Annotated in this window: 26 protein-coding genes and 1 tRNA gene; 20 read left to right on the top strand and 7 right to left on the bottom strand. The window is 62.8% G+C overall.

Features of this window, described 5'->3' with window-relative positions:
• Window positions 1-4: 4 nt before the first annotated feature.
• Both moaA and Q0799_RS01675 read right to left on the bottom strand, forming a co-directional pair.
• On the bottom strand, window positions 5-1,069 hold the full coding sequence (gene moaA / locus Q0799_RS01670) for a GTP 3',8-cyclase MoaA (RefSeq protein WP_298393494.1): 1,065 nt from the start codon (window positions 1,067-1,069) through the stop codon (window positions 5-7).
• Window positions 1,070-1,299: 230 nt separating this feature from the next.
• Window positions 1,300-1,375, bottom strand: a tRNA-Asn gene (locus tag Q0799_RS01675).
• A 76-nt stretch (window positions 1,376-1,451) separates the two neighbouring features.
• Between Q0799_RS01675 and Q0799_RS01680 the strand changes: the two genes are divergently transcribed.
• The gene (locus Q0799_RS01680; RefSeq protein WP_298393496.1) at window positions 1,452-3,119 is read left to right on the top strand and encodes an AsmA-like C-terminal region-containing protein; all 1,668 of its coding nucleotides are present in this window, start codon (window positions 1,452-1,454) and stop codon (window positions 3,117-3,119) included.
• 48 nt (window positions 3,120-3,167) lie between these two features.
• On the opposite strand, the gene Q0799_RS01685 is transcribed toward Q0799_RS01680, so the two are convergent.
• The gene (locus Q0799_RS01685; RefSeq protein ID WP_298393498.1) at window positions 3,168-4,373 is read right to left on the bottom strand and encodes an amino acid aminotransferase; all 1,206 of its coding nucleotides are present in this window, start codon (window positions 4,371-4,373) and stop codon (window positions 3,168-3,170) included.
• Between the two features lie 83 nt (window positions 4,374-4,456).
• Between Q0799_RS01685 and uvrB the strand changes: the two genes are divergently transcribed.
• Both uvrB and Q0799_RS01695 read left to right on the top strand, forming a co-directional pair.
• Entirely contained in the window at window positions 4,457-6,529 is a 2,073-nt protein-coding gene (uvrB, locus tag Q0799_RS01690) for an excinuclease ABC subunit UvrB (RefSeq protein WP_298393500.1), read from the top strand.
• The gene (locus tag Q0799_RS01695; protein ID WP_298393502.1) at window positions 6,526-7,005 is read left to right on the top strand and encodes a low molecular weight protein-tyrosine-phosphatase; all 480 of its coding nucleotides are present in this window, start codon (window positions 6,526-6,528) and stop codon (window positions 7,003-7,005) included. The genes uvrB and Q0799_RS01695 overlap by 4 nt, the downstream gene beginning before the upstream one ends.
• 64 nt (window positions 7,006-7,069) lie before the next feature.
• On the opposite strand, the gene Q0799_RS01700 is transcribed toward Q0799_RS01695, so the two are convergent.
• Window positions 7,070-9,745: an Rne/Rng family ribonuclease gene (locus Q0799_RS01700; RefSeq protein WP_298393503.1), complete on the bottom strand. Its 2,676-nt coding sequence runs from the start codon at window positions 9,743-9,745 to the stop codon at window positions 7,070-7,072.
• A 399-nt stretch (window positions 9,746-10,144) separates the two neighbouring features.
• On the opposite strand from Q0799_RS01700, the gene Q0799_RS01705 reads away from it, so the two are divergent.
• The 3 genes from Q0799_RS01705 to Q0799_RS01715 are packed head-to-tail and all read left to right on the top strand — an operon-like array spanning window position 10,145 to window position 12,804.
• On the top strand, window positions 10,145-11,149 hold the full coding sequence (locus tag Q0799_RS01705) for an RluA family pseudouridine synthase (RefSeq protein WP_298393505.1): 1,005 nt from the start codon (window positions 10,145-10,147) through the stop codon (window positions 11,147-11,149).
• Window positions 11,146-11,796 (top strand): HAD-IA family hydrolase, encoded by a 651-nt coding sequence (locus Q0799_RS01710; protein WP_298393507.1) that lies wholly within the window; start codon window positions 11,146-11,148, stop codon window positions 11,794-11,796. Before Q0799_RS01705 ends, Q0799_RS01710 begins: the two co-directional genes overlap by 4 nt.
• A gap of 45 nt (window positions 11,797-11,841) precedes the next feature.
• On the top strand, window positions 11,842-12,804 hold the full coding sequence (locus Q0799_RS01715) for a S49 family peptidase (RefSeq protein ID WP_298393509.1): 963 nt from the start codon (window positions 11,842-11,844) through the stop codon (window positions 12,802-12,804).
• On the opposite strand, the gene Q0799_RS01720 is transcribed toward Q0799_RS01715, so the two are convergent.
• A complete protein-coding gene (locus tag Q0799_RS01720) occupies window positions 12,805-13,512 on the bottom strand; it encodes an SAM-dependent methyltransferase (RefSeq protein ID WP_298393511.1) in 708 nt (235 codons plus the stop codon).
• Entirely contained in the window at window positions 13,512-14,090 is a 579-nt protein-coding gene (locus tag Q0799_RS01725) for a Maf family nucleotide pyrophosphatase (RefSeq protein WP_298393513.1), read from the bottom strand. Before Q0799_RS01725 ends, Q0799_RS01720 begins: the two co-directional genes overlap by 1 nt.
• Window positions 14,091-14,142: 52 nt before the next feature.
• Here Q0799_RS01725 and Q0799_RS01730 point away from each other — a divergent pair, with 52 nt between their 5' ends.
• The 9 genes from Q0799_RS01730 (at window position 14,143) to Q0799_RS01770 (ending at window position 20,709) form a co-directional block, all read left to right on the top strand.
• Window positions 14,143-14,694, top strand: coding sequence for a YceD family protein (locus Q0799_RS01730; protein ID WP_298393515.1), 552 nt, complete (start codon window positions 14,143-14,145; stop codon window positions 14,692-14,694).
• 19 nt (window positions 14,695-14,713) lie between these two features.
• Window positions 14,714-14,893, top strand: coding sequence for a 50S ribosomal protein L32 (gene rpmF, locus Q0799_RS01735; RefSeq protein ID WP_028995623.1), 180 nt, complete (start codon window positions 14,714-14,716; stop codon window positions 14,891-14,893).
• A gap of 54 nt (window positions 14,894-14,947) precedes the next feature.
• Window positions 14,948-15,976 (top strand): phosphate acyltransferase PlsX, encoded by a 1,029-nt coding sequence (gene plsX, locus Q0799_RS01740; protein ID WP_298393519.1) that lies wholly within the window; start codon window positions 14,948-14,950, stop codon window positions 15,974-15,976.
• Window positions 15,977-16,936 (top strand): beta-ketoacyl-ACP synthase III, encoded by a 960-nt coding sequence (locus tag Q0799_RS01745; RefSeq protein ID WP_298393521.1) that lies wholly within the window; start codon window positions 15,977-15,979, stop codon window positions 16,934-16,936.
• A 17-nt stretch (window positions 16,937-16,953) separates the two neighbouring features.
• Window positions 16,954-17,880, top strand: a complete 927-nt coding sequence (gene fabD / locus Q0799_RS01750; RefSeq protein WP_298393523.1) for an ACP S-malonyltransferase — start codon at window positions 16,954-16,956, stop codon at window positions 17,878-17,880.
• A gap of 3 nt (window positions 17,881-17,883) precedes the next feature.
• Window positions 17,884-18,624 (top strand): 3-oxoacyl-ACP reductase FabG, encoded by a 741-nt coding sequence (fabG, locus tag Q0799_RS01755; protein WP_298393525.1) that lies wholly within the window; start codon window positions 17,884-17,886, stop codon window positions 18,622-18,624.
• A 72-nt stretch (window positions 18,625-18,696) separates the two neighbouring features.
• Complete coding sequence (acpP, locus tag Q0799_RS01760) at window positions 18,697-18,933, top strand: acyl carrier protein (protein ID WP_028995618.1); 237 nt, start codon at window positions 18,697-18,699, stop codon at window positions 18,931-18,933.
• 75 nt (window positions 18,934-19,008) lie between these two features.
• Window positions 19,009-20,244, top strand: coding sequence for a beta-ketoacyl-ACP synthase II (fabF, locus tag Q0799_RS01765; RefSeq protein WP_298393528.1), 1,236 nt, complete (start codon window positions 19,009-19,011; stop codon window positions 20,242-20,244).
• Between the two features lie 24 nt (window positions 20,245-20,268).
• Window positions 20,269-20,709 carry a protein YgfX gene (locus tag Q0799_RS01770; protein ID WP_298393530.1) on the top strand — a complete coding sequence of 147 codons (441 nt, stop codon included), beginning with the start codon at window positions 20,269-20,271 and terminating at the stop codon, window positions 20,707-20,709.
• On the opposite strand, the gene nadB is transcribed toward Q0799_RS01770, so the two are convergent.
• A complete protein-coding gene (nadB, locus tag Q0799_RS01775) occupies window positions 20,684-22,264 on the bottom strand; it encodes an L-aspartate oxidase (RefSeq protein WP_298393570.1) in 1,581 nt (526 codons plus the stop codon). The genes Q0799_RS01770 and nadB overlap by 26 nt on opposite strands.
• 160 nt (window positions 22,265-22,424) lie before the next feature.
• Here nadB and rpoE point away from each other — a divergent pair, with 160 nt between their 5' ends.
• The 5 genes from rpoE to lepA form a co-directional block, all read left to right on the top strand.
• Window positions 22,425-23,024 carry an RNA polymerase sigma factor RpoE gene (gene rpoE / locus Q0799_RS01780; RefSeq protein ID WP_298393532.1) on the top strand — a complete coding sequence of 200 codons (600 nt, stop codon included), beginning with the start codon at window positions 22,425-22,427 and terminating at the stop codon, window positions 23,022-23,024.
• Complete coding sequence (locus Q0799_RS01785) at window positions 23,024-23,485, top strand: SoxR reducing system RseC family protein (protein WP_298393534.1); 462 nt, start codon at window positions 23,024-23,026, stop codon at window positions 23,483-23,485. The genes rpoE and Q0799_RS01785 overlap by 1 nt, the downstream gene beginning before the upstream one ends.
• Window positions 23,482-24,906, top strand: coding sequence for a DegQ family serine endoprotease (locus Q0799_RS01790; RefSeq protein WP_298393536.1), 1,425 nt, complete (start codon window positions 23,482-23,484; stop codon window positions 24,904-24,906). Before Q0799_RS01785 ends, Q0799_RS01790 begins: the two co-directional genes overlap by 4 nt.
• Entirely contained in the window at window positions 24,896-25,141 is a 246-nt protein-coding gene (locus Q0799_RS01795) for a glutaredoxin family protein (RefSeq protein ID WP_298393538.1), read from the top strand. The genes Q0799_RS01790 and Q0799_RS01795 overlap by 11 nt, the downstream gene beginning before the upstream one ends.
• A 58-nt stretch (window positions 25,142-25,199) precedes the next feature.
• Window positions 25,200-26,727, top strand: a 1,528-nt coding sequence (gene lepA, locus Q0799_RS01800) for a translation elongation factor 4 (RefSeq protein WP_298393540.1), incomplete at its 3' end; no start/stop codon positions are given.

Consider the following 26,727-nt stretch of genomic DNA (forward strand, 5'->3'; position numbering starts at 1 on the left):
CTGGTCAGCCGCCGGTCATCGACATGAAGCGGATGACCTGTGGGTTGTTCATCTGGTTGGAGAAGTCATGCCCGAAGGGCTTGATTCCCATGCTGTCCATTATCGCCTGGCGGAGTGCGAGGTCGTCGCCGCTGCGCAGCACCGGCAGCAGGTTGAGGGCGTCGTTCTGTCCCAGGCAGGGGTAGAGTTCTCCCTTGGCGGTGATGCGCACCCGGTTGCAGCTGTCACAGAAATTGTGGCTGTGCGGCGAAATGAAACCGACCCGTGTTTCACAACCGGGAATCCGCCAGTAACGCGCCGGCCCGCCGGAGTTTTCGTCCGATGGCGTCAGTTCGAAATGCTGTCCGAGCAGTGCCAGGGTTTCCTCGGTGGAAATGTAGGTCTGGCTGCGTCCATGGATTTCGCCCAACGGCATTTCCTCGATGAAGGAAATATCCAGGCCTTGGGCAATGGCAAAACGGACCAGGTCGACAAATTCATGATCGTTGGTGCCGCGCATCATCACCGTGTTCAGTTTGGTGCGGCGGAAACCGGCCGTCGATGCCGCCTCGATGCCGCGCAGGACCTTGCTCAGTTCGCCGATCCGCGTGATCTGCCGGAAGCGCTCCGGGTCGAGGGTGTCGAGACTGATGTTAAGGCGTCTGACGCCGGCAGCCTTGAGCGGTTCGGCAAAGCGGTCGAGTTGCGAACCGTTGGTGGTCAGCACCAGGTTGTCTAAGCCGGGCAGGGCACCAAGACGTTCGATCAGCCACATGACGTTCTTGCGCACCAGCGGCTCGCCGCCGGTCAGTCGCAATTTGTTCACGCCCAGGCCGACGAAAGCTTCGGCCACCCGCAGCGATTCTTCGAGACTCATGACTTGATTGCGTGGCAGGAAGGTCATTTCCTCAGCCATGCAATACGTGCAGCGGAAGTCGCAGCGATCCGTGATCGACAGGCGTACATAGCTGACGTGGCGACCGTATTTGTCGACCAGCGTACCTGGCTGATGGCCGGTCGTATTCGCTACGGGGCGGAAGTCGGCGAGGCTTGCGGGCGCATCCTCGACATGCAGGGTTTCGTTGCGCATGGGCCGGATTATCAGCGCTCGAAACACACGTAACAAGGGGGTAGATCGAAATGGGTAGTCGCCGGATTTGCCTTTGTCATCATCGGGCGGCGGGTGGCGTGGGTAATTATGCTAATATCTTCCCTCGCTACGGCCAAGCGGCTTGTTTTTTCGTTAAATTTTCCCATGTCGGTTCGACGTGCCGGAAAAACAAAAAGCCCAGCGGCATGGCTGGGCTTTTTGATGGAACTTGGCTCCCCGACCTGGGCTCGAACCAGGGACCTACGGATTAACAGTCCGGCGCTCTACCGACTGAGCTATCGGGGAATCGAAGCGGGCATTATAGGAGTAGAATGCCGGTGAGTCAAGTCTTCTCGGTCGTTTCTGGAATGGAAGTTGTGCCATGAATTCCGGTTTGGTCTATGCAAAAACCCCTATTGGGGATGAGGCTGTTCGTCAGAGTACGCGGGTTGTCCAGCGTAATCTGCGGATGGTGCTGGTCCAGGTGGACGGAAAGATGACGGTGGGCGAATTGTCGGCCAAGATCGGTAATGCCCGCCTGGTGGAAAACGCCGTCGAAGAATTGGAGCGCGGCGGCTACATCGTGCCGCTGGCCAAGGCGGCGGCAGCTTGGGAATTGGGAATACCAAAGGCACGCAAGGAACAGGTTTCAGCCATTTCACAGTTCTCCACTTTTGGTTCGGGCACCGCTGCCGGGCCGGCAAGCATCGGTGCGCAAAGTCAGGCCAGCCGGTTTTCCTCCTTCGGCAAACCGGTCTTGCCGACGGCGGCAACAACCCCTGAAGTGCCGGGTACACGCTCCGATCTCGAGCCGGAAGTATCCGATGACGGGCCAGTGACGGTCAGCCGTCTGCCACGTCTGCTGGCGATGGGTGGGGTGGCGTTGCTCGTGTTTCTGGCCCTGCTGGCGGTATTTTTTCCGTACAACAACTACCGCGCCGACATCGAGCGTGAGCTCGGTAGCGTACTGGCGGTGCCGGTCTCGGTCGGCGAGGTGTCACTCAAACTCTTGCCGACGCCGCATTTATCCTTGCGGGAGATCAGGATTGGTGCGGCAGGTGAAGGTGTCATCGCTGCGATCGATGTCAATCGCCCGTGGACGATGCTTTTGTCCGGGGCGGCCGGCGTTCAGGATGTCATGCTCAGCGGCGCCAGCATCCCGGTTGGGCAATTGCTTGCCCTGCCGACAATCGCCGGATCGCAGGCGATACCTTGGCCAGCCATCCGCCAGCTCACACTGAGTGATTTTCGCGTCGATGCGGGAAAATCGATACATTTTGGTCCATTCAACGGGCGCTTGCTCTTGTCTTCGGGGCAACTGCAAAGTGCAACACTGGAGACGCCCGATCGCAGTGTCCTGATCGGGGCCAGGCCGTTGGCTGAAGGCCTTGACCTGACGATGGAAGGGCGTGCTTGGCGACTGCCCGGGATTCCCGTGACTTTCCCCGTGCTCCAGGCGAAGGTGCTGCTGGAAGACAATCGCCTGCAGCTCCGCGATATCGATGCCAGTTTCTTTGGTGGTTTGCTCAAGGGCAGTTGGACGCTGAACTGGGGAGACGGTCTGGCGATGTCCGGCAGCGGGGAAATGACCCGTCTCGATCTGCGTCGCGTCGGTGCTGACCTGGTTCCCCGGATGAAAGCCGAAGGCGATCTGAGCGGCAGCATCCGCATTGCTGCCCGCGGTGACGACTGGTCGGCACTCTGGCGAAATGCCTCCGCGCAGATGCAGATCGATGTCACGCGTGGTCTGTTCAACGGTATCGATGTCGGCGAAGCGGCCCGCCGCGGTCCCGGTTCGCTGGTCCGGGCGGGGGCAACACGTTTCGACAGGCTGCAGGCCGATGTCGGCGTCGATGCGCAAGGTGTTTCGCTGCGCGATATCCGGCTCGATGCCGGTTTGTTGACGGCTTCAGGGCAATTGCAGGTTTCTGCGGCCGGCGAGGTCAGTGGTGCGCTGATTGCGCTGGCGCGTTCCTCGGTATCGACGACGCGGGTGCCGCTGGCGGTCAGCGGTACCCTGCCGGAATTGACGCTGGGCGCGGGCAGATAAAAAAGGGCGGGAAAATTCCCGCCCTTCGTTTTTGCTTTGTGCTGCTTCTTACTTGGTCACTGCGGCGACGGCCTTGGCAACGTAGTCGATGTTTTTGCTGTTCAGCGCAGCCAGGCAGATGCGGCCGGTGGATACGGCGTAGATGCCGAATTCTTCCTTCATGCGCTCGACCTGGGCAGCGGTCAGGCCGGTATAGGAGAACATGCCGCGCTGCTGGGTGACGAAGGAGAAGTCCTGAGCGCAGCCGGTGGCCTTGATGGCCTCGACCAGACCACCACGCATGGCGCGGATGCGGTCACGCATGCCGGCCAGTTCGGCTTCCCATTGGGCGCGCAGTTCGGTCGATGCCAGCACGGCGGCAACCAGAGCGCCGCCATGGATCGGCGGGTTCGAGTAGTTGGTGCGAATGACGCGCTTGACCTGCGACATGACGCGGGCCGACTCTTCCTTGGAGGCGGTGACGACCGACAGGGCGCCGACGCGCTCGCCGTACAGCGAGAAGTTCTTGGAGAACGAGCTGGAGGCAAAGAACTGCAGGCCGGAAGCCGAGAAGGCGCGGATCGCCACAGCATCGGCATCGATGCCGTCGGCAAAGCCCTGGTAGGCCATGTCGAGGAAGGGCACTAGGCCGCGTTCCTTGCAGATGCCCACGACTTCGGCCCACTGGGCGTCGCTCATGTCGGCGCCGGTCGGGTTGTGGCAGCAGGCATGCAGCAGCACGACCGAGCCCGGGGCCATCTTGTTCAGGTCAGCCTTCATGCCGGCGAAGTTCACGCCGCGGGTGGCGGCATCGTAGTAGGCGTAGTCCTCAACGACGAAGCCGGCAGCCTCGAACAGCGCGCGGTGATTTTCCCAGGACGGGTTGCTGATGTAGACCTTGGCGTCCGGGTTCAGGCGCTTCAGGTAGTCGGCACCGATCTTCAGGGCGCCAGTGCCGCCGATGGCCTGGGCAGTGATCACGCGGCCGGCGGCGAGCAGTTCGGAATCCTTGCCGAAGAGCAGGTTCTGGACAGCGGTGTTGTAGGCGGCCGGGCCTTCGATCGGCTGGTAGCCGCGCGGCGGAGCCGCCTTCAGGCGAGCCTCTTCAGCGGCCTTGACGGCAGCCAGCAGAGGGATCTTGCCGTTGTCGTCGAAGTACACGCCGACGCCAAGGTTGACCTTGGTGTCACGCGTATCGGCATTGAAAGCTTCGTTCAGACCGAGGATCGGGTCGCGCGGGGCCATTTCCACCGCAGCGAAGATCGAAGAGGACATTAGCGACTCCGTGGAATAATAGAGAAAGGGAACAACAATAACGCGCGATGTGTCCATCGCGACGACAAGCGCAGAATTTTATCATGAGCCAATCCAACAGCAGCACGCCTGTCGTCTGTTTCGACGGCAGTCCTTACCGTTTGCACCAACCTTTTCCGCCGGCCGGCGATCAGCCGGAGGCGATCCGCCTGCTGACGGAAGGGATCGAGGACGGCCTGTCGTTCCAGACCCTGCTCGGCGTGACCGGTTCGGGCAAGACCTACACCATGGCCAACGTCATCGCCCGCACCGGGCGTCCGGCGCTGGTGCTGGCACCGAACAAGACGCTGGCGGCGCAGTTGTACTCGGAGTTCAAGGAGTTCTTTCCGGAAAACGCCGTCGAGTACTTCGTCTCGTACTACGACTACTACCAGCCGGAAGCCTATGTGCCGTCGCGCGACCTGTTCATCGAAAAGGACAGTTCGATCAACGATCACATCGAGCAGATGCGTCTCTCAGCGACGAAAAGCCTGATCGAGCGGCGCGACGTGGTGATTGTGGCGACGGTCTCGTGCATCTACGGCATCGGCGACCGCGACGAGTACCACAACATGATCCTGACCATGCGCGTCGGCGACCGCATGGACCAGCGCGACATCGTCAAGCGCCTGACCGACATGCAGTACGAGCGCAACGAAATGGACTTTCATCGCGGCATCTTCCGTGTGCGCGGCGACGTCATCGATATTTTCCCGGCCGAACACGCCGAGCACGCGATCCGCGTCTCGCTGTTCGACGACGAGATCGAGAGCCTGCAATTCTTCGATCCGCTGACCGGCCAGTTGCTGCACAAGGCCCTGCGTTTCACGGTCTTCCCGGCGTCGCACTATGTCACGCCGCGGGCGACCGTGCTGCGCGCCATCGAGGCGATCAAGCTCGAATTACGCGAGCGCATTGAATTCTTCACTCGCAACCAGAAACTGGTCGAGGCGCAGCGGATCGAGCAGCGCACCCGTTTTGACCTCGAAATGCTGGACCAGATCGGTTTCTGCAAGGGCATCGAAAACTACTCCCGGCATTTTTCCGGGCGTAAAGCCGGCGAGGCGCCGCCGACGCTGATCGACTACCTGCCGCGCGATGCGCTGATGTTCATCGACGAATCCCACGTCAGCATCGGCCAGGTCGGCGGCATGTACAAGGGCGACCGTTCGCGCAAGGAAAACCTGGTCGATTACGGTTTCCGCCTGCCGTCGGCACTCGACAACCGGCCGCTGAAATTCGACGAATTCGAGCGTCAGATGCGCCAGACCGTTTTCGTGTCGGCGACCCCGGCCGATTACGAAAACCAGCACGCCGGCCAGGTCGTCGAGCAGGTCGCCCGGCCGACCGGGCTGATCGATCCTGAGGTCATCGTTCGTCCGGCAACGACCCAGGTCGACGATCTGCTCGGCGAGATCAACAAGCGGGTCGCCGTCGCCGAGCGGGTGCTGGTGACCACGCTGACCAAGCGCATGGCCGAGGATCTGACCGACTTCCTGGCCGATAACGGGATCAAGGTGCGCTACCTGCATTCGGACATCGATACCGTCGAGCGGGTCGAGATCATCCGCGATTTGCGCCTGGGCGAGTTCGACGTGCTGGTCGGCATCAACCTGCTGCGTGAGGGGCTGGATATTCCGGAAGTTTCGCTGGTCGCCATTCTCGATGCCGACAAGGAGGGTTTCCTGCGTTCCGAACGTTCGCTGATCCAGACCATTGGTCGGGCGGCGCGCCATATTCATGGCACAGCGATCCTGTACGCTGATAGGATTACGCAATCCATGCAGAAAGCCATCGCCGAGACGGAACGGCGACGGGAAAAGCAGATCGCATTCAACGAGCAGCACGGTATCGTGCCGCGCGGGGTGTCCAAGAAGATCAAGGACATCATCGACGGCGTATACGATGCCGAATCGGCGCAGACCGAGCTGAAGGCGGCGCAACAGCGCGCGGTCTACGAGGCAATGGATGAAAAAACCGTCGCCAGGGAAATCAAGCGGCTCGAGAAGCAGATGCTCGATTGCGCGAAGAACCTGGAATTCGAAAAAGCGGCGGCTGCGCGTGACGAACTGTTCCGGCTCAGGGAGCGGGTATTCGGCGCTGCGCAGCACGACCCCGATGGAGATAAGAGGCGATGATTTACCGCGTGCTGCTGGTTTGCATGGGCAACATCTGTCGTTCGCCAACGGCAGAGGTTGTTCTCAGGCATATGATTAAAATCAATGGACTGGGAGATAAAGTTGAAGTTGATTCTGCGGGAACGCACGGCTACCACGTCGGCGAAGCCCCGGATTCGCGTACGCAGCGGGCAGCATCGGCGCGCGGCTACAACCTGTCGCAATTGCGTGCCCGCAAGGTGGCTTTGCAGGACCTCGATTATTTCGACCTGATCCTGGCCATGGATCGCAGCAATCTGGACAACCTGCAGCGCATGGCGATGCCGGAGCAGTTGCCCAAGATCCAGTTGCTCATGGATTACGCCAGGAATTTCGAGGATGACGAAGTGCCGGATCCGTACTACGGTTTGGGGCACGGCTTCGATCTGGTCCTCGACATGGTCGAGGATGCGGCCAAGGGTGTGGTCGAGGCGGTACAGAAAAAGCTCAGCAGCTGAGAGGCAGATTCGGCAATGAAAAAGGGCGTCCCGCGGGACGCCCTTTTGCTTGGCCGTGACCGGCTTACTTGCCGGTTTCGACCATGACCAGCGACTCGTCGGCACTTTGCTCGACCGCTTTCGCCTTGCGCGGACGGCCCAGCTTGACCGGCGGTTCGCTCGGAGCGACCAGCACTTCGGCCGTCGTCTGAACCATGACCAGTCCGCTTTCCGACAGGGCGGCATCGACGTTGATCGGTGCGCTGGCCGGCAGCGGTGCCGGTGCTGCGACGGGTTCCGCTGCGATAGCCTGGGGCTGTTCGATGGCCGGGACTTCGGCCGCAGCTTCGACCACCGCCAGGACTTCGGGCGCTGCCGGTTCGGCAGCAATCTCGGCGACCGTGACGGTTTCCTGAACGGCTTCGGGAGCGACTTCGATCTGGGCGACGGCAGCCACTTCGGTTGCCGGGGCCTCGACGGTCGGTGCAGCGACCGGTTCGATCGCTTCGACAGCCACTTCGACGGCCGCTGCCATCGGTGCCGGGCTGGCCTCGATGGTGGTTTCCGCGGCAGGAATGGTCACCACGACCGGCTCATTGTTGATCGTCTCGCTGGTGTCAGCGTTGACTGCATCGACCATCGGCGTTTCCGACTCATTGCGGCGTTCGTTGCGGCCACGGCCACCACGACGACCACGACGACGGGCGTTGCCTTGCTCGTCGCCAGTCGGTGCAGCCTGCGGTGCGTCCGGTTCAACTGCCTGAAGCGCTTGCGGCAATTGCTCGATTGCCGGGCGGGTGTCGGCCTGCGGCTGGCGCTCGCGGCGTTCCTTGCGCGGACGACGTTCCTGGCGTTGTTCGCCATTGCCGGCAGCTTCTTCGCGGGCCGGCTTGTCGTTGCGTTCGGTGTTGCGATTGTTGCGTTCGCCTTCGTCACGACGGTTGCCGTTACGTCCATTGCGGCCGTTGCGGCGGTTGTCGTTGCGACCTTCGCGACCTTTGCGGGCGGGCGCTTCCGGCTTGGCTTCGACAGCCGGAGCCGGCTGAGCTGGGCTGCGGAACCAGGCGGCGATGCGCGCGAACAGGCCGCCGGTGGGCGCGGCCGGTGCCGGGGCGGCGACGGCTTCTTCCTTGGCCGGCAGGTTGGGGGCCGGCTGTTCCGGCGAAATGCCCTTGATCGCTGCTTCCTGGCGCGGCTTGGCGTTTTCCAGCTGGCTGGCCAGCTTGGTCGATTCCTCGATCGGCTGGTCGACCATCTTGTAGGACGGTTCGCGCAGGTCGTCGTTGTTCAGGTCGTCGTGGCGCAGGCGGGTGATTGTATGCGCCGGCGTTTCCAGATGAACGTTCGGGATCAGCAGGATGGTGACCTTGTGGCGCAGTTCGATGGCCTGGATGTCCGGACGCTTCTCGTTGAGCAGGAAGGTGGCGACATCGACCGGAACCTGCACATGCACGGCGCCGGTGTTTTCCTTCATCGCTTCCTCTTCGAGGATGCGCAGGATGTGCAGCGCGGCCGATTCGGTCGAGCGGATATGGCCGGTGCCGGAGCAGCGCGGGCAGGGGATGTAGCTGGTTTCGGCGAGGGCCGGACGTAGGCGCTGGCGCGACAGTTCCATCAGGCCGAAGCGGCTGATCTTGCCCATCTGGACGCGGGCGCGGTCGAAACGCAGGGCGTCGCGCAGGCGGTTCTCGACTTCGCGCTGGGCCTTGCTGTTTTCCATGTCGATGAAGTCGATGACGATCAGACCGCCGAGGTCGCGCAGGCGCAACTGGCGGGCCAGTTCGTCGGCGGCTTCGAGGTTGGTCTTGAGCGCCGTTTCCTCGATGTCGGCACCCTTGGTGGCGCGACCGGAGTTGACGTCGACAGCGACCAGGGCTTCGGTGTGATCGATGACGATGGCGCCGCCGGACGGCAGGTTGACCTGGCGGGCGAAGGCGGTTTCGATCTGGTGTTCGATCTGGAAGCGCGAGAACAGCGGCACGTCGTCGCGGTAGCGCTTGACGCGGTTGATGTTGCCCGGCATCACGGTGCCCATGAAGGCCTTCGCCTGTTCATAGACTTCGTCGGTGTCGATCAGGATCTCGCCGATGTCCGGCTGGAAATAATCGCGGATGGCGCGGATGACCAGCGAGCCTTCGAGGTAGATCAGGAAGGCGCCCGATTGCTGCTGGGCGGCGCCTTCGATGGCGGACCACAGTTGCAGCAGGTAGTTGAGGTCCCACTGCAGCTCTTCGGCCTGGCGGCCGATGGCGGCGGTACGGGCGATCAGGCTCATGCCGCCGGGGACTTCCAGCTGATCCATGATTTCGCGCAATTCGGTGCGCTCGTCGCCGTCGACACGACGGGAGACGCCGCCGCCGCGCGGGTTGTTCGGCATCAGCACCAGGTAGCGGCCGGCCAGCGAGACGTAGGTGGTCAGGGCTGCGCCCTTGTTGCCACGTTCATCCTTGTCGACCTGGACGATCAGTTCCTGACCTTCCTTGAGGGCGTCCTGGATGCGGGCCTTGCCCGGTTCGACGCCCGGCTGGAAATAGGCGCGGGAGACTTCCTTGAACGGCAGGAAACCGTGGCGCTCCGAACCGTAATCGACGAAGCAGGCTTCGAGCGACGGTTCGATCCGGGTGATGACACCCTTGTAGATGTTGCTTTTCCGTTGTTCCTTGGCGGCGGATTCAATGTCGAGATCAATCAGTTTCTGACCATCGACAATGGCGACACGGAGTTCTTCCGCCTGTGTCGCATTGAAGAGCATGCGTTTCATTGTTTTGGGGCTCCAGCTCGCTGGTGCTCACGGCAACGAAACGCCCATGCAGGCAGCGACAGGTTCAGTTATCGGGTTGCGTCATGTGATTGGCGGCAAAGGCGATGATGAATGTGCTGATCGTTAAATGATCGCGAGTCTTTTTATGAAATGCGCGATCTTGGAATTCCTGCAACGGGCGATCCGTGCGTGCTTGTGGCGAGCTAATCCGTTAACATCACTACTTTTGGTGAGTGAACTTAACCAGTCGTTTCACGTTGGTTTGTCCCGGGCAATTGGCACGGGAGGGACTTCGTGGCCTGCCGCATGGCAGTCGCGCTTGTAGCGCGAGGGCGGACGGTCTGACGGTTCGGCATCCCTTGCAAACAGAGACGTAAAACGCAGGCAGTATATTAGAAAATGAATGACACAGGTAACAATTCGGTCGCCCTGGTCGTGATCGGCGAAGAAGCGCAAGGGCAGCGCCTGGACAATTACCTGCTGCGGCACTGCAAGGGGGTGCCGAAAAGTCATGTCTATCGCATCCTGCGCAGTGGCGAAGTCAGGGTCAACAGCCGACGGGTCGATGCGACCTACCGCCTGGAAATCGGTGATCGGGTACGCATTCCGCCGATCCGCATCGCCGAGCGCCCGCAGGACGAAGTCGAGGAGGCCGCCAAGGCCCGGGTCGATCTGCCGATCATTTTCGAAGACGAGGCGATGCTGGTCATCGACAAGCCCGAAGGCATTGCCGTGCACGGCGGCAGCGGGGTCAGCTTCGGCGTCATCGAGGCCCTGCGCCGGCAGCGGCCGCAGGCCAAGTTCCTCGAGTTGGCGCACCGACTCGACCGCGAAACCTCGGGCATCCTGCTGGTCGGCAAGAAACGGCTGGCACTGACGGCGCTGCACGACATGTTCCGCGAGCACGGCGCCGGTGCCGACAAGCGCTACCTGATGTTGGTCAAGGGGCGCTGGATGAACAATACCCAGCACGTCAAGGCACCGTTGCTCAAGTACCTGACCGACAGCGGTGAGCGCCGGGTGTCGGTAAATGCCGAAGGCAAGGCGGCGCATACGGTATTCCGCCTGCTTGCCCGCTGGCCGGAAATGAGCTTGCTCGAAGCCCAGTTGAAGACCGGGCGGACGCACCAGATCCGCGTCCATCTGGCGCATCTCGGTTTTCCCATCCTTGGCGATGAAAAGTACGGCGACTTCAATCTAAACAAGCGACTGCGCCCGGCCGGCCTCAAGCGCATGGCGCTGCACGCCTGGCGCATGGCTTTCCGCCATCCCTTGCTGGGCACGCCGGTCGAGTGCGTGGCACCGCTGCCGGACGGCATCCGCCAATACATGACGACGGTGGAGGCGCAAACCCCGCGTGAGTTTTCCGCCGACAACCTGCAACAGATCCTGGAGCATCAATGAAATACGAACTCGTGGTTTTCGACTGGGACGGGACGCTGCTCGATTCCGCCGGTGCCATCGTCAGGGCCATCCAGGCCGCCTGCCGCGACCTGGATTTGCCGGTGCCGGACCACGCCCGGGCCAGCCACGTCATCGGACTCGGCCTGGCCGACGCGATGCGCCACGCGGTCCCCGACCTGGCGCCGGAGAACTACCAGGCGATGGTCGACCGCTACCGTTTCCACTATCTCTCCGGGGATCACGCGCTAACCTTGTTCGACGGGGTGCCGGCAATGCTGGCGCGCCTGCACGCGGCCGGGCACATCCTGGCGGTGGCCACCGGCAAGAGCCGGCTGGGGCTGGAGCGGGCGCTTGACCACTCCGGTTTGCGGCCATTTTTCTCGGCCTCGCGCTGCGCCGATGAATGTCACTCCAAGCCGCATCCGCAGATGCTTGAGGAACTGATGGCCGAATTCGGCATGTCCGCCGGCGCCACCGTGATGATCGGCGACACCTCGCACGACCTGCTGATGGCGAAAAATGCCGGCGTTGACGCGCTGGCCGTCACCTATGGCGCGCATCCGCACGATCATCTGCTCGAACATGCGCCGCTGGCCTGTCTGCACGATGTCGCGGAACTCGATGCCTGGCTGATGTCCAATGCCTGAGCAGGCTATACTTGACCGGCGAAATCTTCACCCAGAAAGAACTTGATGGACCTCAACCCCCAACGCTCAGACAATGATCCCGCCTGGGAGAGAAAAACCCTGGAAAAACTGGCCTTTGCCGCGCTCAGCGAGCAGCGCGCGCGACGTCGCTGGGGTGTCTTCTTCAAGCTGCTGGGCTTCGGCTACGTTGCCTTCATCCTGTTTGCCCTGATCGAATGGGACAGCAGCAAGGTGGCCGACAAGCATGTCGCGATGGTCGAACTGCGCGGCGTCATCGCCGCCAAAGGTGAAGCCAGTGCCGACAGCCTGGTTTCCGCGCTGAACTCGGCATTCGACGCCCCGAATTCGCAGGCCGTGGTGCTACGCATCAACAGTCCGGGCGGCAGTCCGGTGCAGGCCGGTATCGTCAACGACGAAATCCGGCGGCTGCGGGCCAAGTATCCCGACAAGCCGCTCTATGCCGTGGTCGAGGATGTCTGTGCTTCCGGCGGCTACTACGTCGCCGCCGCCGCTGACCAGATCTATGTCGACAAGGCCAGTGTGGTCGGTTCGATCGGCGTGTTGATGGACGGCTTCGGCTTCACCGGCACGATGGAGAAGCTGGGTGTCGAACGGCGCCTGCTGACCGCCGGCGACAACAAGGGTTTTCTCGATCCCTTCTCGCCGCAGGACGAAGCTCAGCGGGCGCACGCCCGGACCCTGCTGGCCGATATCCACGCCCAGTTCATCGATGTGGTCAAGAAGGGGCGTGGCGAGCGCCTGAAGGACAACCCTGACATCTTTTCCGGCTTGATGTGGACCGGTGCGCAAAGTATCCAGCTCGGGCTGGCCGACGGTTTCGGTACGGTTGAATCGGTCGCCCGCGACGTCGTCAAGGTCGAGGACGTGCTTGATTACTCGGTCAAGGAGAACCTCGCCGAGCGCTTTGCCAAGCGGCTTGGTGCCGGTGCGGTCGATAGTTTCTGGCGCGGCCTTTCCAGCAGCACTGGTGATTTCCGCCTGAACTGATCAAGCCAGCAGCAGGAAAACCGTCGGACGCCGCTCGATTTCGGGCGGCGTTTGTTTTTTCCACTGGGCAACGGTCAGTGTACGGATGAATTCGCCGGGCAGGGTCAGGTCGGTGGCGACGCACAGGCGGGTCGTTCCCTGGCAGGCCTGCAGGATGGCGTCGAACATGGCCCGGTTGCGGTACGGTGTTTCGATGAACAACTGGGTCTGGCGGCGCTTGCGTGATTCGGCTTCGAGTTCGCGCAGGGTCTTGTTGCGATCGGCGTCCTTGGCCGGCAGATAGCCCTGGAAGGCAAAACGCTGGCCGTTGAGGCCGGAGGCCATCAGGGCCAGCAGCAGCGACGACGGACCGATCAGTGGCACGACGCGGATGTTCTCGCGCTGGGCCAGGGCGACCAGGTCGGCGCCCGGGTCGGCGACCGCCGGGCAACCGGCTTCCGACAGCAGGCCGACATCGTGACCGGCGCGCAGCGGCGCCAGCAGGTGTTCGATGGCGTCCGGGCGGCTGTGTTCGTTGAGTTCTTCCAGTTGCAGTTCCTGCAGGGGCAGGTCGGTGCCGGCCGCCTTGAGGAAGGCGCGGGCACTTTTCGCCTGTTCGACGACGAAATGCCGTAGTGGCCGGACAGTGGTCAGAACGTCCGGGTGCAGGCTGTCCTGCGGCGCCGACGGGCCGAGCGGGACGGGAATCAGGTAGAGGGTGCCGGCCATCAGAGAATTGCCACGCCCTGATTGCGCAACATGTCGCACAGGGCGATCAGCGGCAGACCGACGAGTGCATTCGGGTCGTCGCCCTGCATGCCGGCGAGCAGGGCGATGCCCAGGCCTTCCGATTTGGCCGAGCCGGCACAGTTGTAGGCCGGTTCGCGTCGCAGGTAGTTGTCGATTTCGCTGTCGGTCAGCGTCCGGAACGTGACCAGCGTTGGTACGCCGCGAACCTGGCTGACGCCGGTGGTCGCGTTGTACAGGCACAGACCGGTGAAGAAATTGACGGTCTTGCCTGATAATTCGCGCAACTGCGCAACGGCCCGTTCATGGGTGCCGGGTTTTCCGTAGATGCGGCCATCGACCGTGGCGACCTGATCGCTGCCGATGATCAGTGCGTCGGGATATTGCTCGGCAACAGCCCGGGCCTTGGCTTCGGACAGGCGCAGGGCCAGTGGCTCGGGGGCTTCGCCGGGGAGGGTGGATTCGTCGGTCTGTGGGTTGGCGACGGTGAAGGGCAGGCCGAGGCGGGCCAGCAGTTCGCGCCGGTAGGGCGAGGTCGAAGCGAGTACGAGGTTTTGCATCTTGAAAGTTTTTGTGCAACAAAGCCTTGCGTCGATTTCTTGAAGCAGCACTTTGTTTTTGACTTGGCGAGCCAAAAATAATATCATCCGCCGTTTAAGTCGCAACAGATTCAGCTTGAAAAGAATCAATGATGCCTTCGCCTTTGCCCGGGATGCGCGTGTTCTGCAAGGAACGCTGGCGGTTTCGGCAATGGAACGCCTGCACGATCTGCTGGCCGAAGTGTCCGGGGAGGTTTCCTGGCATCTCGAAGGCTTCAGGGGAAAGCGTGGCGAGCCCTTGCTGCGCCTGACGGTGAGTGGATGCATTCCGCTGGCTTGTCAGCGCTGCCTGGACGCCATCGATTTCGAGCTGGACGTCGATCGTTTGCTGGAAGTCATCCCGGCCAACGCCGACGTGTCGCAAGACGAACTGGAAGACGACAGCCGGGATTTTCTGCCGGTGGAAAAGGAACTGGATGTGGCGGAGTTGGTCGAGGACGAAATTCTGTTGTCCCTGCCGGTTGCGCCGCGACATGATGGATGTGGTTTGCCTGGTGCGTCCGGTGCCGGTGAGCGGGTCAACCCGTTTGCTGCACTGGCCGGGCTCAAAGGCAAGCCGAACTGATTTTTTTTGGAGTAACAAAATGGCCGTTCAACAGAACAAGAAGTCCCCGTCGAAGCGTGGCATGCACCGTGCCCATGATTTCCTGACCGCGCCCCCGCTGGCTGTCGAGTCCACCACCGGTGAAACGCACCTGCGTCACCACATCTCCCCGAGCGGTTTCTACCGCGGCAAGAAGGTTCTCAAGGCCAAGGGCGAGTAATCGTTCATCGAAGGGCAGGTGGCTCCTTCGGGAGAGCCTGCCTTTTCTTTTGCCATGACAACCCGCATCGCCATTGATTGCATGGGGGGTGACCACGGACCGTCGGTGACGGTGCCCGCGGCTATCCGTTTTCTTGCAGAACATCCGGCGGCTCATCTCGTCCTGGTTGGTCAGGAGGAGGTTTTGCGTCCGCTGCTCGGCACTACGGCCGATGATTCACGCCTGCGCATCGTCAATGCGACCGAAGTGGTCGGCATGGACGAGTCGCCTGCACTCGCCTTGCGCAACAAAAAGGATTCTTCGATGCGCGTGGCCATCAATCTCGTCAAGTCCGGCGAGGCGGATGCCTGCGTTTCGGCCGGCAATACCGGCGCGCTGATGGCGATCTCGCGCTTCGTCCTCAAGATGTTGCCCGGTATCGACCGGCCGGCGATCTGTGCGCCGCTGCCGACGATCAGCGGCCATACGCACATGCTCGACCTGGGCGCCAACGTCGATTGCGAACCGGAGCACCTGCTGCAGTTCGGGATCATGGGGGCCATGCTGGTTGCCGCCATGGAGCACAAGGATCGGCCGACGGTCGGCATCCTCAATATCGGCGAGGAAGAGATCAAGGGTAACGAGGTGGTCAAGGCCGCCGCTGACCTGTTGCGCAGTTCCGGCCTCAATTTCGTCGGCAACGTCGAAGGCGACGGCATCTACAAGGGCGAGGCCGACGTCATCGTTTGCGACGGATTCGTCGGCAACGTCGCACTGAAGACCTCCGAAGGTCTGGCGCAGATGCTGGCGTCGTCGTTGCGCAGCGAGTTCAAGCGCAACTGGCTGACCAAGATCGCTGCCCTGATCGCCATTTCTGTCCTCAATAATTTCAAGAAACGCTTCGACCACCGCCGCTACAACGGCGCGATCCTGCTCGGGCTCAAGGGGATTTCGGTGAAGAGCCATGGCTCGGCCGACGAATTGTCCTTTGGTTATGCCATTGCCCGGGCCTACGATGCGGCAGAGAACCGCGTCCTCGAACGGATCGCCGAGCGCCTGGCGCAAACCAATGCGGCTTCGTCCGCTGCTGTGGAGACAGTCTGAATGTATGCACGCGTGATCGGCACCGGCAGCTACCTGCCGGGCAAACCCGTCAGCAACGATGACCTGGCGGCGCGTGGTATCGATACCAACGACGAGTGGATCGTCACGCGCACCGGCATCCGCAGCCGTCATCTGGCTGAGGCCGGTACCACCTCAAGCGAGCTCGGCCTGATCGCTGCCCAACGGGCGCTGGAGATGGCCGGTGTTGCTGCCGCCGACCTCGACTTGATCGTTGTTGCCACGTCGACCCCGGATTTCATCTTCCCGAGCACCGCCTGCATCATCCAGGGCAAGCTCGGCAACAAGGGCGCCGCCGCCTTCGACGTGCAGGCCGTTTGCGCCGGGTTCACCTACGCGCTGGGCATTGCCGAGAAGTTCATCGCTTCCGGTTCGCACAAGAAGGCGCTGGTCATCGGTGCCGAAGTGTTTTCGCGCATCCTCGACTGGAATGATCGTGGCACTTGCGTGCTGTTCGGCGACGGCGCCGGCGCGGTGGTTCTTGAAGCGTCGGAGACCCCAGGCATCATGGCCACGGCGATGCACGCCGACGGCAGCCAGTTCGGCATCCTCAACGTGCCCGGCCAACTCTGTGGCGGCCAGGTTACCGGCGATCCCTTCCTGCGCATGGACGGTCAGGCGGTGTTCAAGTTCGCCGTGCGCGTGCTTGCCGACATCGCCGAGGAAGTCTGCGCCAAGGCCGGTATATCCACGGCAGACCTTGACTGGTTGATTCCCCATCAGGCCAATATCCGCATCATTGAAGCGACCGGCAAGAAACTTGGCGTGCCCCGTGAAAAAGTGATCGTTTCCGTCGATCGTCATGGCAATACCTCGGCCGCATCGGTGCCGCTGGCGCTGGACGAAGCCGTTCGCGATGGGCGCATCCGGCGCGGCCAGAAAGTCCTGGTCGAAGGTGTCGGTGGCGGTTTCACCTGGGGCGCGGCCCTGCTCGAATTCTGATAACAGGAGACTGATCGATGTCTTTTGCCTTCGTATTTCCCGGCCAGGGCTCGCAGAGCGTTGGCATGATGGCCGCCTACGGCGACGCCGCCGTGGTTCGCGCCACCTTTGACGAAGCGTCTGCCGCGCTCGGCGACGACCTGTGGGCGATGGTTGCCGACGGTCCGGCCGAAGTGCTGACCCAGACCGTCAATACCCAGCCGGTCATGCTCACCGCCGGCATTGCCGCCTGGCGCCTGTGGTGCGAGAAGGGCGGCAAGATGCCGGCCGTCGTCGCCGGTCACAGCCTCGGCGAGTACTCGGCGCTGGTCGCCGCCGGCGTCATCGAATTCAAGGACGCGGTGCCGCTGGTCCGCCTGCGCGCCGCTGCCATGCAGGAAGCCGTGCCGCTCGGCACCGGCGCCATGGCCGCCGTGCTCGGCCTGGACAATGCCGGCATCGCTGCGGCCTGCGCCGAAGCGGCACAGGGCGAAATCGTCGAACCGGTCAATTTCAACGCCAACGGTCAGACCGTGATTGCCGGCCACAAGGGCGCCGTCGAACGCGCGATGGACGCCTGCAAGGCGCGCGGCGCCAAGATGGCCAAGGCGCTGCCGGTGTCGGCCCCGTTCCATTCCTCGCTGATTCGCCCGGCCGCCGACAAGCTGGCTGCGCGTCTGGCCGAACTGACGCTGCAGGCGCCGAAGATTCCGGTGATCAACAACGTCGACGTGGCGATCGAAAACGATCCGGCCCGGATCAAGGACGCGCTGGTGCGCCAGGCCTACAACCCGGTGCGCTGGGTCGAGACGATCCAGAAAATGGCCGCCATCGGCGTGTCTACCGTGGCCGAATGCGGTCCGGGCAAGGTCCTGGCTGGTCTGACCAAGCGCTGCGCCGACGGTGTTGCCGGGGTTGCCCTGGCTGACGCGGCGGCCATCGAAGCCAACCTCGGTCTGGAGTAAGCGATGCTCAACGACAAGATTGCGCTGGTCACCGGCGCCACCCGCGGCATCGGCCGCGCCATTGCCCTCGAACTGGGTCGTCAGGGTGCCACCGTGATCGGTACGGCGACCAGCGAAGCCGGTGCCGGGCAGATTTCGGCCTACCTCGCCGAAGCCGGCATCAAGGGCCGCGGCGTTGTCCTCAACGTCACCGACAACACCCAGACCGACACGGTGCTTGCCGATGTCGCCAAGGAGTTCGGCGCCATCACCGTGCTCGTCAATAACGCCGGCATCACCCGCGACAACCTGACGATGCGCATGGGCGACGACGAGTGGGATGCGGTCATCGACACCAACCTGAAGGCGGTTTTCCGCCTGTCGCGCGGTGTGATGCGCGGAATGATGAAGGCGCGCTTCGGCCGCATCGTCAATATTTCGTCGGTGGTCGGTTATTCCGGCAACGCCGGCCAGGCCAACTACTGCGCCGCCAAGGCCGGCGTCGCCGGTCTCTCCCGTTCGCTGGCTCGCGAGTTGGGTAGCCGCAACATCACGGTCAATTGCGTCGCGCCGGGCTTCATTGCCACCGACATGACGCATGCGCTGACCGAAGAACAAAAGGCCGCGATGCTGGCCTCGATTCCGCTGGCCCGTGCCGGCACACCTGAAGACGTCGCCGGTGCGGTCGGCTTCCTGGTTTCTCCCGCTGCCTCGTATGTCACGGGTACTACCGTGCATGTGAATGGCGGCATGTTCATGGATTGATTTCACCAAGTCCCGGCTTTTGGTAGAATCAACACGTTTTTTTTCGTACCCCGAGGGGAAGGAGTTTTTCGAATGGATAACATCGTAGAGCGCGTCAAGAAGATCGTCGCCGAACAACTGGGTGTGAACGAAGCGGACATCAAGAACGAGTCCTCCTTCGTCGACGATCTGGGCGCGGATTCGCTGGACACCGTCGAGCTGGTCATGGCGCTGGAAGAGGAATTCGAGTGCGAAATTCCGGACGACCAGGCCGAGAAGATCACGACGGTCCAGCAGGCTGTCGATTACATCCTCGCCAACAAGCAGTAAGCCAATTCCGGTTTCAACCAGGCAAGGCCGGCCCCCAAGGCCGGCCTTGCTATTTTTGCTTTCGGAGTGCATATCTTGGCACGTCGTAGAGTCGTCATCACCGGCCTGGGCCTGATTTCCCCGGTCGGCAACAGCGTCGAAGAAGGGTGGAAGAACATCGTTGCCGGCGTTTCCGGCATCGCGCCGATCACCCGCTTCGACACCTCGACCTTTCCGGTGCAGTTTGCCGGTGAAGTCAAGAATTTCGACATCACCCAGTACATTTCCGCCAAGGATGCCCGGCGCATGGATACCTTCATCCATTACGGCCTGGCTGCGGGCATGCAGGCCGTGCGCGATGCCGGCCTGGACCAGGAGGGTGCGGCCGATCCCGAGCGCGTCGGTGTCGCCATCGGTTCCGGTATTGGCGGTCTGCCGCTGATCGAAGCCACCAAGGATGAATACAATGCCGCCGGCGTGCGCAAGGTGTCGCCTTTCTTCGTTCCCGGTTCGATCATCAACATGATTTCCGGCAACCTGTCGATCGAGTTCGGCTTCAAGGGCCCCAATCTGTCGATCGTTACCGCCTGCACGACCGGCACGCACTCGATCGGCGAAGCCGCGCGCATCATCGAATACGGCGATGCCGACGTGATGGTCGCCGGCGGTGCCGAATCGACCGTGTCGCCGCTCGGCCTCGGCGGTTTCTGCGCAGCCCGTGCGCTGTCCACCCGCAACGACGACCCGGCGACGGCCAGCCGTCCGTGGGACAAGGATCGCGACGGTTTCGTGCTGGGCGAGGGCGCCGGTGTCCTGGTTCTCGAAGAGTACGAGCACGCCAAGGCCCGTGGCGCCAAGATCTACGCCGAAGTGGCCGGCTACGGCATGAGTGCCGACGCCTATCACATCACCGCTCCGAACATGGACGGCCCGCGGCGTTCGATGGTCAATGCGCTGAAGAACGCTGGTGTGACGCCGGCCGACGTCCAGTACGTCAATGCGCACGGCACGTCGACGCCGCTCGGCGACAAGAACGAGTCGGATGCGATCAAGGCCGCCTTTGGCGAAGCCGCAAAGTCCATCGTCGTCAATTCGACCAAGTCGATGACCGGTCACCTGCTTGGCGGTGCCGGCGGGGTCGAGTCGCTGTTCACGGTGCTGGCCATCCATCACCAGATCTCGCCTCCGACGATCAACATCTTCAATCAGGATCCCGAGTGCGATCTGGATTACTGCGCCAACCAGGCGCGGCCGATGAAGATCGACGTGGCGCTGAAGAACAACTTCGGCTTCGGCGGAACCAACGGCTCGCTGGTGTTCAAGCGTATCTAAGCGCGACTGCCAGGGAGACGAACGGTGCAGTTTCCGGTGATCATCGGACTGCACCGTTCTTTTTTGCTCGATCGCCTGCTGCTGCTCGTGGTGCTGGCAAGCTTCGTGTTCATCGGCTTCTATCCGGGGGAACCCTGGCAGGTGGCGGGCTTGCTGCTGGTTGTCGTCCTGCTCGCCGGGCTGGCCTGGCGGAAACTACGTCCGCCGTTTGCCGCCTTGCGCCTGACCCACGACGGCAGGGTGGAGGGGCGTGTGCACGAAGATGGTGAGTTTGTTGCGCTGCGTTGCCTGCCGGGCGCCACTGTCCATCGCTGGCTGACCGTAGTGCGTCTGGCGCCGGAAAGCGGCGGTGCGGCCGGCGTGCTTCTCGTGACCGTCGATAGCAGCGGGCCGGACGAGTTTCGCCGGCTAAGGGTTTTCCTGCGCTGGCAGAACGGTGTCAGCGCTTCTTGCGACGCGGCTTGAGGATGGTATTCCGGGGTTTTGCTGCCATGTCCGGATAGTCCGGCGAGTAGTGCAGGCCGCGACTTTCCTTGCGCAGCATGGCGCAACGGATGATCAGTTCGGCCGTGAGGACGAGATTGCGCAGTTCGATCAGGTCGTGACTGACCCGGAAATTGGCGTAGAACTCGTTGATTTCGCGTTTCAGCAGGCGAACGCGATGTTCGGCACGTTTCAGTCGCTTGGTCGTGCGGACGATGCCGACATAGTCCCACATGAAGCGGCGCAGTTCGTCCCAGTTGTGGGAAATCACCACTTCCTCGTCGGCATCGGTGACCCGGCTGTCGTCCCAGTCGGGCAGGGTGGGCAGCGGTGCAGGCTTTTGCGCGAGCATGTCCTTGACTGCCGCTTCCGAGAACACCAGGCATTCGAGCAGGGAGTTGGAAGCCAGGCGATTGGCGCCGTGCAGGCCGGTGCAGGAAGCTTCGCCGGCAACGTAGAGACCGGCCACGTCAGTGTGTCCGTCGAGGTCGCAGACAATGCCGCCGCAGGTGTAATGGGCGGCCGGAACGACCGGAATCGGTTCGTGGGTGATGTCGATGCCGAGTTCTAGGCAGCGTGCGTGGATATTCGGGAAATGCTCGCGGATGAAGGCTTCGCCCTTGTGCGAAATATCGAGGTAAACGCAGTCCAGACCGCGCTTCTTCATCTCGAAGTCGATGGCGCGGGCAACGATGTCGCGCGGCGCCAGTTCCTCGCGCTCGTCGTGCTCGGGCATGAAGCGCGTGCCGTCCGGCAGTTTGAGCAGGCCGCCCTCGCCACGCACGGCCTCGGAAATCAGGAAGGATTTGGCGTTGGGGTGGTAGAGGCAGGTCGGGTGGAACTGGATGAACTCCATGTTGGCCACCCGGCAACCGGCGCGCCAGGCCATGGCGATGCCATCGCCGGTCGAGGTGTCGGGGTTGGTGGTGAACAGATAGACCTTGCCGGCACCGCCGGTCGCCAGCAGGGTGTTGGCTGCACCGATGGTCAGGACTTCACCGGAAACACTGTTGAGGACATAGGCGCCGAAGCAGCGGTTTTCGTCTGTACCGAGCTTTTTTCCGGTGATCAGGTCAACCGCGATGTGATCTTCGAAAACGCGGATTTTCGGGTGTTTGCGGACTTTCTCGGTGAGCGTCTGCTGGACCGCCGCACCGGTGGCATCGGCGACATGGATCACCCGGCGGGCGCTGTGGCCGCCTTCGCGGGTCAGGTGGTAGCCGGATTCGTCCTTGGTGAAGGGCACGCCCTGTTCGATCAGCCATTCGATCGCGCTGCGGCCGTTCTCGACGACGAAGCGAGTAGCCTTTTCATCGTTCAGCCAGGCACCGGCAACGAAGGTGTCCTGGATGTGCGCCTCGATCGAATCGCGGTTGTCGAGCACCGCGGCAATGCCGCCTTGAGCCCATCCGGAGGCGGAGTCCTCAAGCTTGCGCTTGCTGATCAGCGCGACGCTGCAATGGTCGGCCAGGCGAAGCGCCGCCGATTGACCGGCCAGGCCGCTGCCGATGATGAGCACATCAAAGTTGAGCACGATGTTTCCCGGAGAAGATAATCCGGCGCGCAATATAGCACGCGGAAAACGATTCACATCGTTACAGAAAATCACAATTAGGGATAAGTCCCTAGGGGTGGTGGCAAAAGGCCTGCGTTATACTCTGCCCCAACAAGAACATATTCCCGGGAAAAACAGAGTCATGAGCGAGCGCGAGGTCGATCAGTTGCTGGTCGAGCGGGCGCAAGGCGGCGACCAAGGCGCCTTCGACCAGTTGGTGAGCAAGTACCAGCGCAAGCTGGGTCGCTTGCTGTCGCGCTACATCCGCGATGCGGCAGAAGTCGAGGATGTGTCGCAGGAGGCCTTCATCAAGGCCTATCGCGCTTTGCCGTCCTTCCGCGGCGACAGTGCCTTTTACACCTGGCTGTACCGGATCGGCATCAACACCGCCAAGAACTATCTGGTTTCCCAGGGGCGGCGGGCACCGACCAGCACGGAATTCGATGCCGACGAAGCCGAAGGATTCGAGGATGCCGCCCTGCTGCGCGACATCAATACTCCCGAGAGCCTGCTGATGTCCAAGCAGATTGGCCAGACCGTCAATAGCGCGATGGACGCCTTGCCCGAGGAATTGCGCACGGCCATCGTCCTGCGCGAAATCGAGGGGCTGTCCTACGAAGAAATCGCCGGCATCATGGATTGTCCGATCGGTACCGTCCGCTCGCGGATTTTCCGCGCCCGCGAGGCCGTCGCCAGCAAGCTGCGCCCCTTGCTCGACATCGCACCCGACAGGCGCTGGTGATGGACGGCGAGGGCAGCGTCATCCGGGCGGTCGTCCGCCTGGTCGATCCGGCAGGTGCCGTCGTCGAAATCGCGCAGGGCGGTTGCGGCCGTTGCCATGAAAAGGGCGGTTGCGGCGGGCATCACCTGACCCAGACCTTCTGCAGCGGCCCGCGTCGCTATCGCGTGGACAATGCCATCGGCGCCGAAGTCGGCGATACGGTTTCAGTTGCCGTCACGGCGGGAACCTTGCGCAGGGGCGCCAATCTGGCCTACGGCCTGCCGGTGCTCGGCCTGATCGGCGGGGCCGTGCTCGGCGCGCAACTGGGCGGCGATCCCGGCGCCATCGCCGGCAGTCTGGTCGGCGTGGTGGGGGCCTTCGCGCTGGCGGCACGCCGCTCGCGACAACCGGTGGGCGATCCCGGCAGCCGGCCGCACATCATTTCCCGCGTCCGTGACGATGAGGAGAAAAACGTTCAATGAAGCACATCCTGGCGATTTTTTCCTTGCTCCTTGCCGTCGGTCTGGCCCAGGCGCAATCGCGCGGCCTGCCGGACTTCACCGAACTGGCGGAAAAGCAGGGGCCGGCGGTGGTCAATATCAGCACCACGCAGACCGTTCGCGGACAGGCCGGGGCCATGCCTTTCCCGTTCGACGAGAGCGATCCGGCGTTCGAACTGTTCAAGCGTTTCTTTCCCCGCGTTCCCGGTGGCGGGGCCATACCCAGGGAATTCGACAACAAGTCGCTGGGTTCCGGCTTCTTCATCAGCGACGATGGCTACCTCCTGACCAATGCGCATGTCGTCGACGGCGCCGAGGAAGTCACGGTGCGCCTGACCGACAAGCGCGAGTTCAAGGCCCGGATCGTCGGCGCCGACAAGCGGACCGATGTGGCCTTGCTCAAGATTGACGCCAGTGGCTTGCCCTTTGTCAAACTGGGCGATCCGTCCCGGCTCAAGGTCGGCGAGTGGGTGGTGGCCATCGGTTCCCCCTTTGGTTTCGACAATTCGCTGACGGCCGGCATCGTGTCGGCCAAGGGACGTTCGCTACCGCAGGAAAACTACGTGCCCTTCATCCAGACCGACGTGGCGATCAACCCGGGGAATTCGGGTGGGCCGTTGTTCAACCTGAATGGTGAGGTGGTTGGCATAAATTCGCAGATATACAGCCGTAGCGGCGGTTACATGGGCCTCTCGTTCGCCATTCCCATCGACGTGGCCATGGATATCCAGCAGCAATTGCGGGCGTCGGGCAAGGTCAGCCGCGGGCGGATCGGGGTGGTCATCCAGGAGGTCAGCAAGGAGCTGGCCGATTCGCTGGGCCTGGCACGGCCGATGGGCGCCGTGGTCAATGCCGTCGAGCGCGACGGGCCTGCCGAGAAGGCCGGAATCGAAGCCGGCGACGTGATCCTGCGTTTCGACGGCAAGGCCGTCGAGGCCTCGGCCGATCTGCCGCGTATGGTCGCGGCGACCCGTCCGGGCACGCGCTCGGTGGTTCAGGTCTGGCGTAAAGGGAAGCTGCGCGATATCGCCGTCGTGGTCGGCCAGATGGCAGACGAGTCTCAGGCCGCCGCCCGTCCGCCACGCGCCGGCCGCGCGCCCGAGCGCAGCGCCAACCGGCTCGGTCTGGTGGTCGGCGAACTCTCCGCCGAGCAGCGGCGTGCGCTGCGTATCGACGGCGGGCTGGTGATCGAGGAAGTGCGCGGTGCGGCGGCACGGGCCGAGTTGCGCCAGGGCGACATCATCATCGCCCTGATCCATCGCGGCAGCACCACCGAACTCAAGTCGGCCGAGCAGTTCAACAAGCTGCTGGCCCAGCTGGACAGGAATACGAACGTCACCTTGCTGATCCGCCGTGGCGAAATGCAGACCTTCGTGACCGTGCGGGGCTTGAATGGCAATTGAACTGACCTTGCTGAGCCGCGGCTACTGCCATCTGTGCCATGACATGGAGGCGGCGCTGGCGCCGCTGGCCGCGGAGTTCGGGGCGACGGTGATGGTGGTTGACGTCGATGCCGACCCGGCGCTCGAGGAAAAATACGACGAACTGGTGCCGGTATTGCTGCACGGTGAAACCGAGCTCTGCCACTACTTCCTGGACGAGGCCAAAACCCGTGAATATTTGGTACAAATCCGCTAGAATTCAGGGTCTTCCGAATCGCTAAGGGCGCCGTTAGCGCCCTTTTTTACTGCCTGCAATGGACCACATCAGAAACTTCAGCATCATCGCCCACATCGACCACGGCAAATCGACCCTGGCCGATCGCATCATCCATCTCTGCGGTGGCCTGTCCGACCGCGAAATGGAGGCGCAGGTGCTCGATTCGATGGATATCGAGCGCGAGCGCGGCATCACCATCAAGGCGCAGACGGTGCGGCTCGACTACCGCGCCGACGACGGGCGGGATTATGTGCTGAACCTCATGGACACGCCGGGCCATGTGGACTTCGCCTACGAGGTCTCGCGCAGCCTCGCTGCCTGCGAGGGCGCGCTGCTGGTGGTCGATGCCGCCCAGGGCGTCGAGGCGCAGACGCTTGCCAATGTCTACCAGTCGATCGAGCATGATCACGAGATCGTGCCAATCATCAACAAGATCGACCTGCCGTCTGCCGACCCGGAGAAGGTGCGGGCGGAAATCGAGGAGGTGATCGGGCTCGATGCCTCGGGGGCCGTGCTGGCCTCGGCCAAGACGGGGGCCGGCATCCACGAGGTGCTGGAAGCCATCGTGCGCCGCATCCCGCCGCCCCGGGGCGATGCCGGGGCCCCGCTCAAGGCGATGCTGGTCGACAGCTGGTACGACCCCTATCTCGGGGTCGTCATCCTCGTGCGGGTTGTCGATGGTGTCATCCGCAAGGGCCAGCAGATCCGCTTCATGGCCTCGGGCACAACGCACCAGGTGGATCGGGTGGGCGTCTTCCGGCCCAAGATCGAGCTGCTGGCCGAGCTCGGGCCCGGCGAGGTCGGCTTCATCACCGCGCAGATCAAGGAGGTGGCCGAGGCGCGCGTGGGCGATACCATCACCGATGCCCGCCGGCCCGCCGCCGCGCCGCTGCCCGGCTTCCGCGAGGTGCAGCCGGTGGTCTTCTGCGGCCTTTTTCCGGTCGACGCTGCCGATTTCGAGAAGCTGCGCGATTCCATCCAGAAGCTCAGGCTCAACGATGCGAGCTTTTCCTTCGAGATGGAAACCTCGGCCGCGCTCGGCTTCGGCTTCCGCTGCGGCTTCCTCGGCCTGCTCCACCTCGAGATCATCGAGGAGCGGCTGGCCCGCGAATATGATCTCGATCTCATCACGACTGCGCCTTCGGTCGTCTATCGCGTGCACCTGACCGACGGCACCTGCCGCGAGCTGCACAACCCGGCCGACATGCCCGATCCCGTGCGTATCGCCCGCATGGAGGAGCCGTGGATCGATGCCACCATCTATGTTCCGGATGACCATCTCGGGCCGGTGCTCAGGCTCTGCCAGGACCGGCGCGGCATCCAGAAGGATCTCACCTATGTCGGCAACCGGGCGATGCTGCGCTACGAGCTGCCGCTGAACGAGGTGGTGTTCGATTTCTACGACCGGCTGAAGTCCATCTCGCGCGGCTATGCGAGCTTCGACTACCAGCAGATCGGCCACCGCGAGGGCGATCTCGTGAAGATGTCGATCCTTGTGAACGGCGAGCCGGTGGATGCGCTCTCGATGATCGTCCACCGCGATGCTGCCGAGGCGCGCGGGCGGC

Source organism: uncultured Azonexus sp. (genome assembly GCF_937982035.1).
Classification (GTDB): Bacteria; Pseudomonadota; Gammaproteobacteria; order Burkholderiales; family Rhodocyclaceae; genus Azonexus.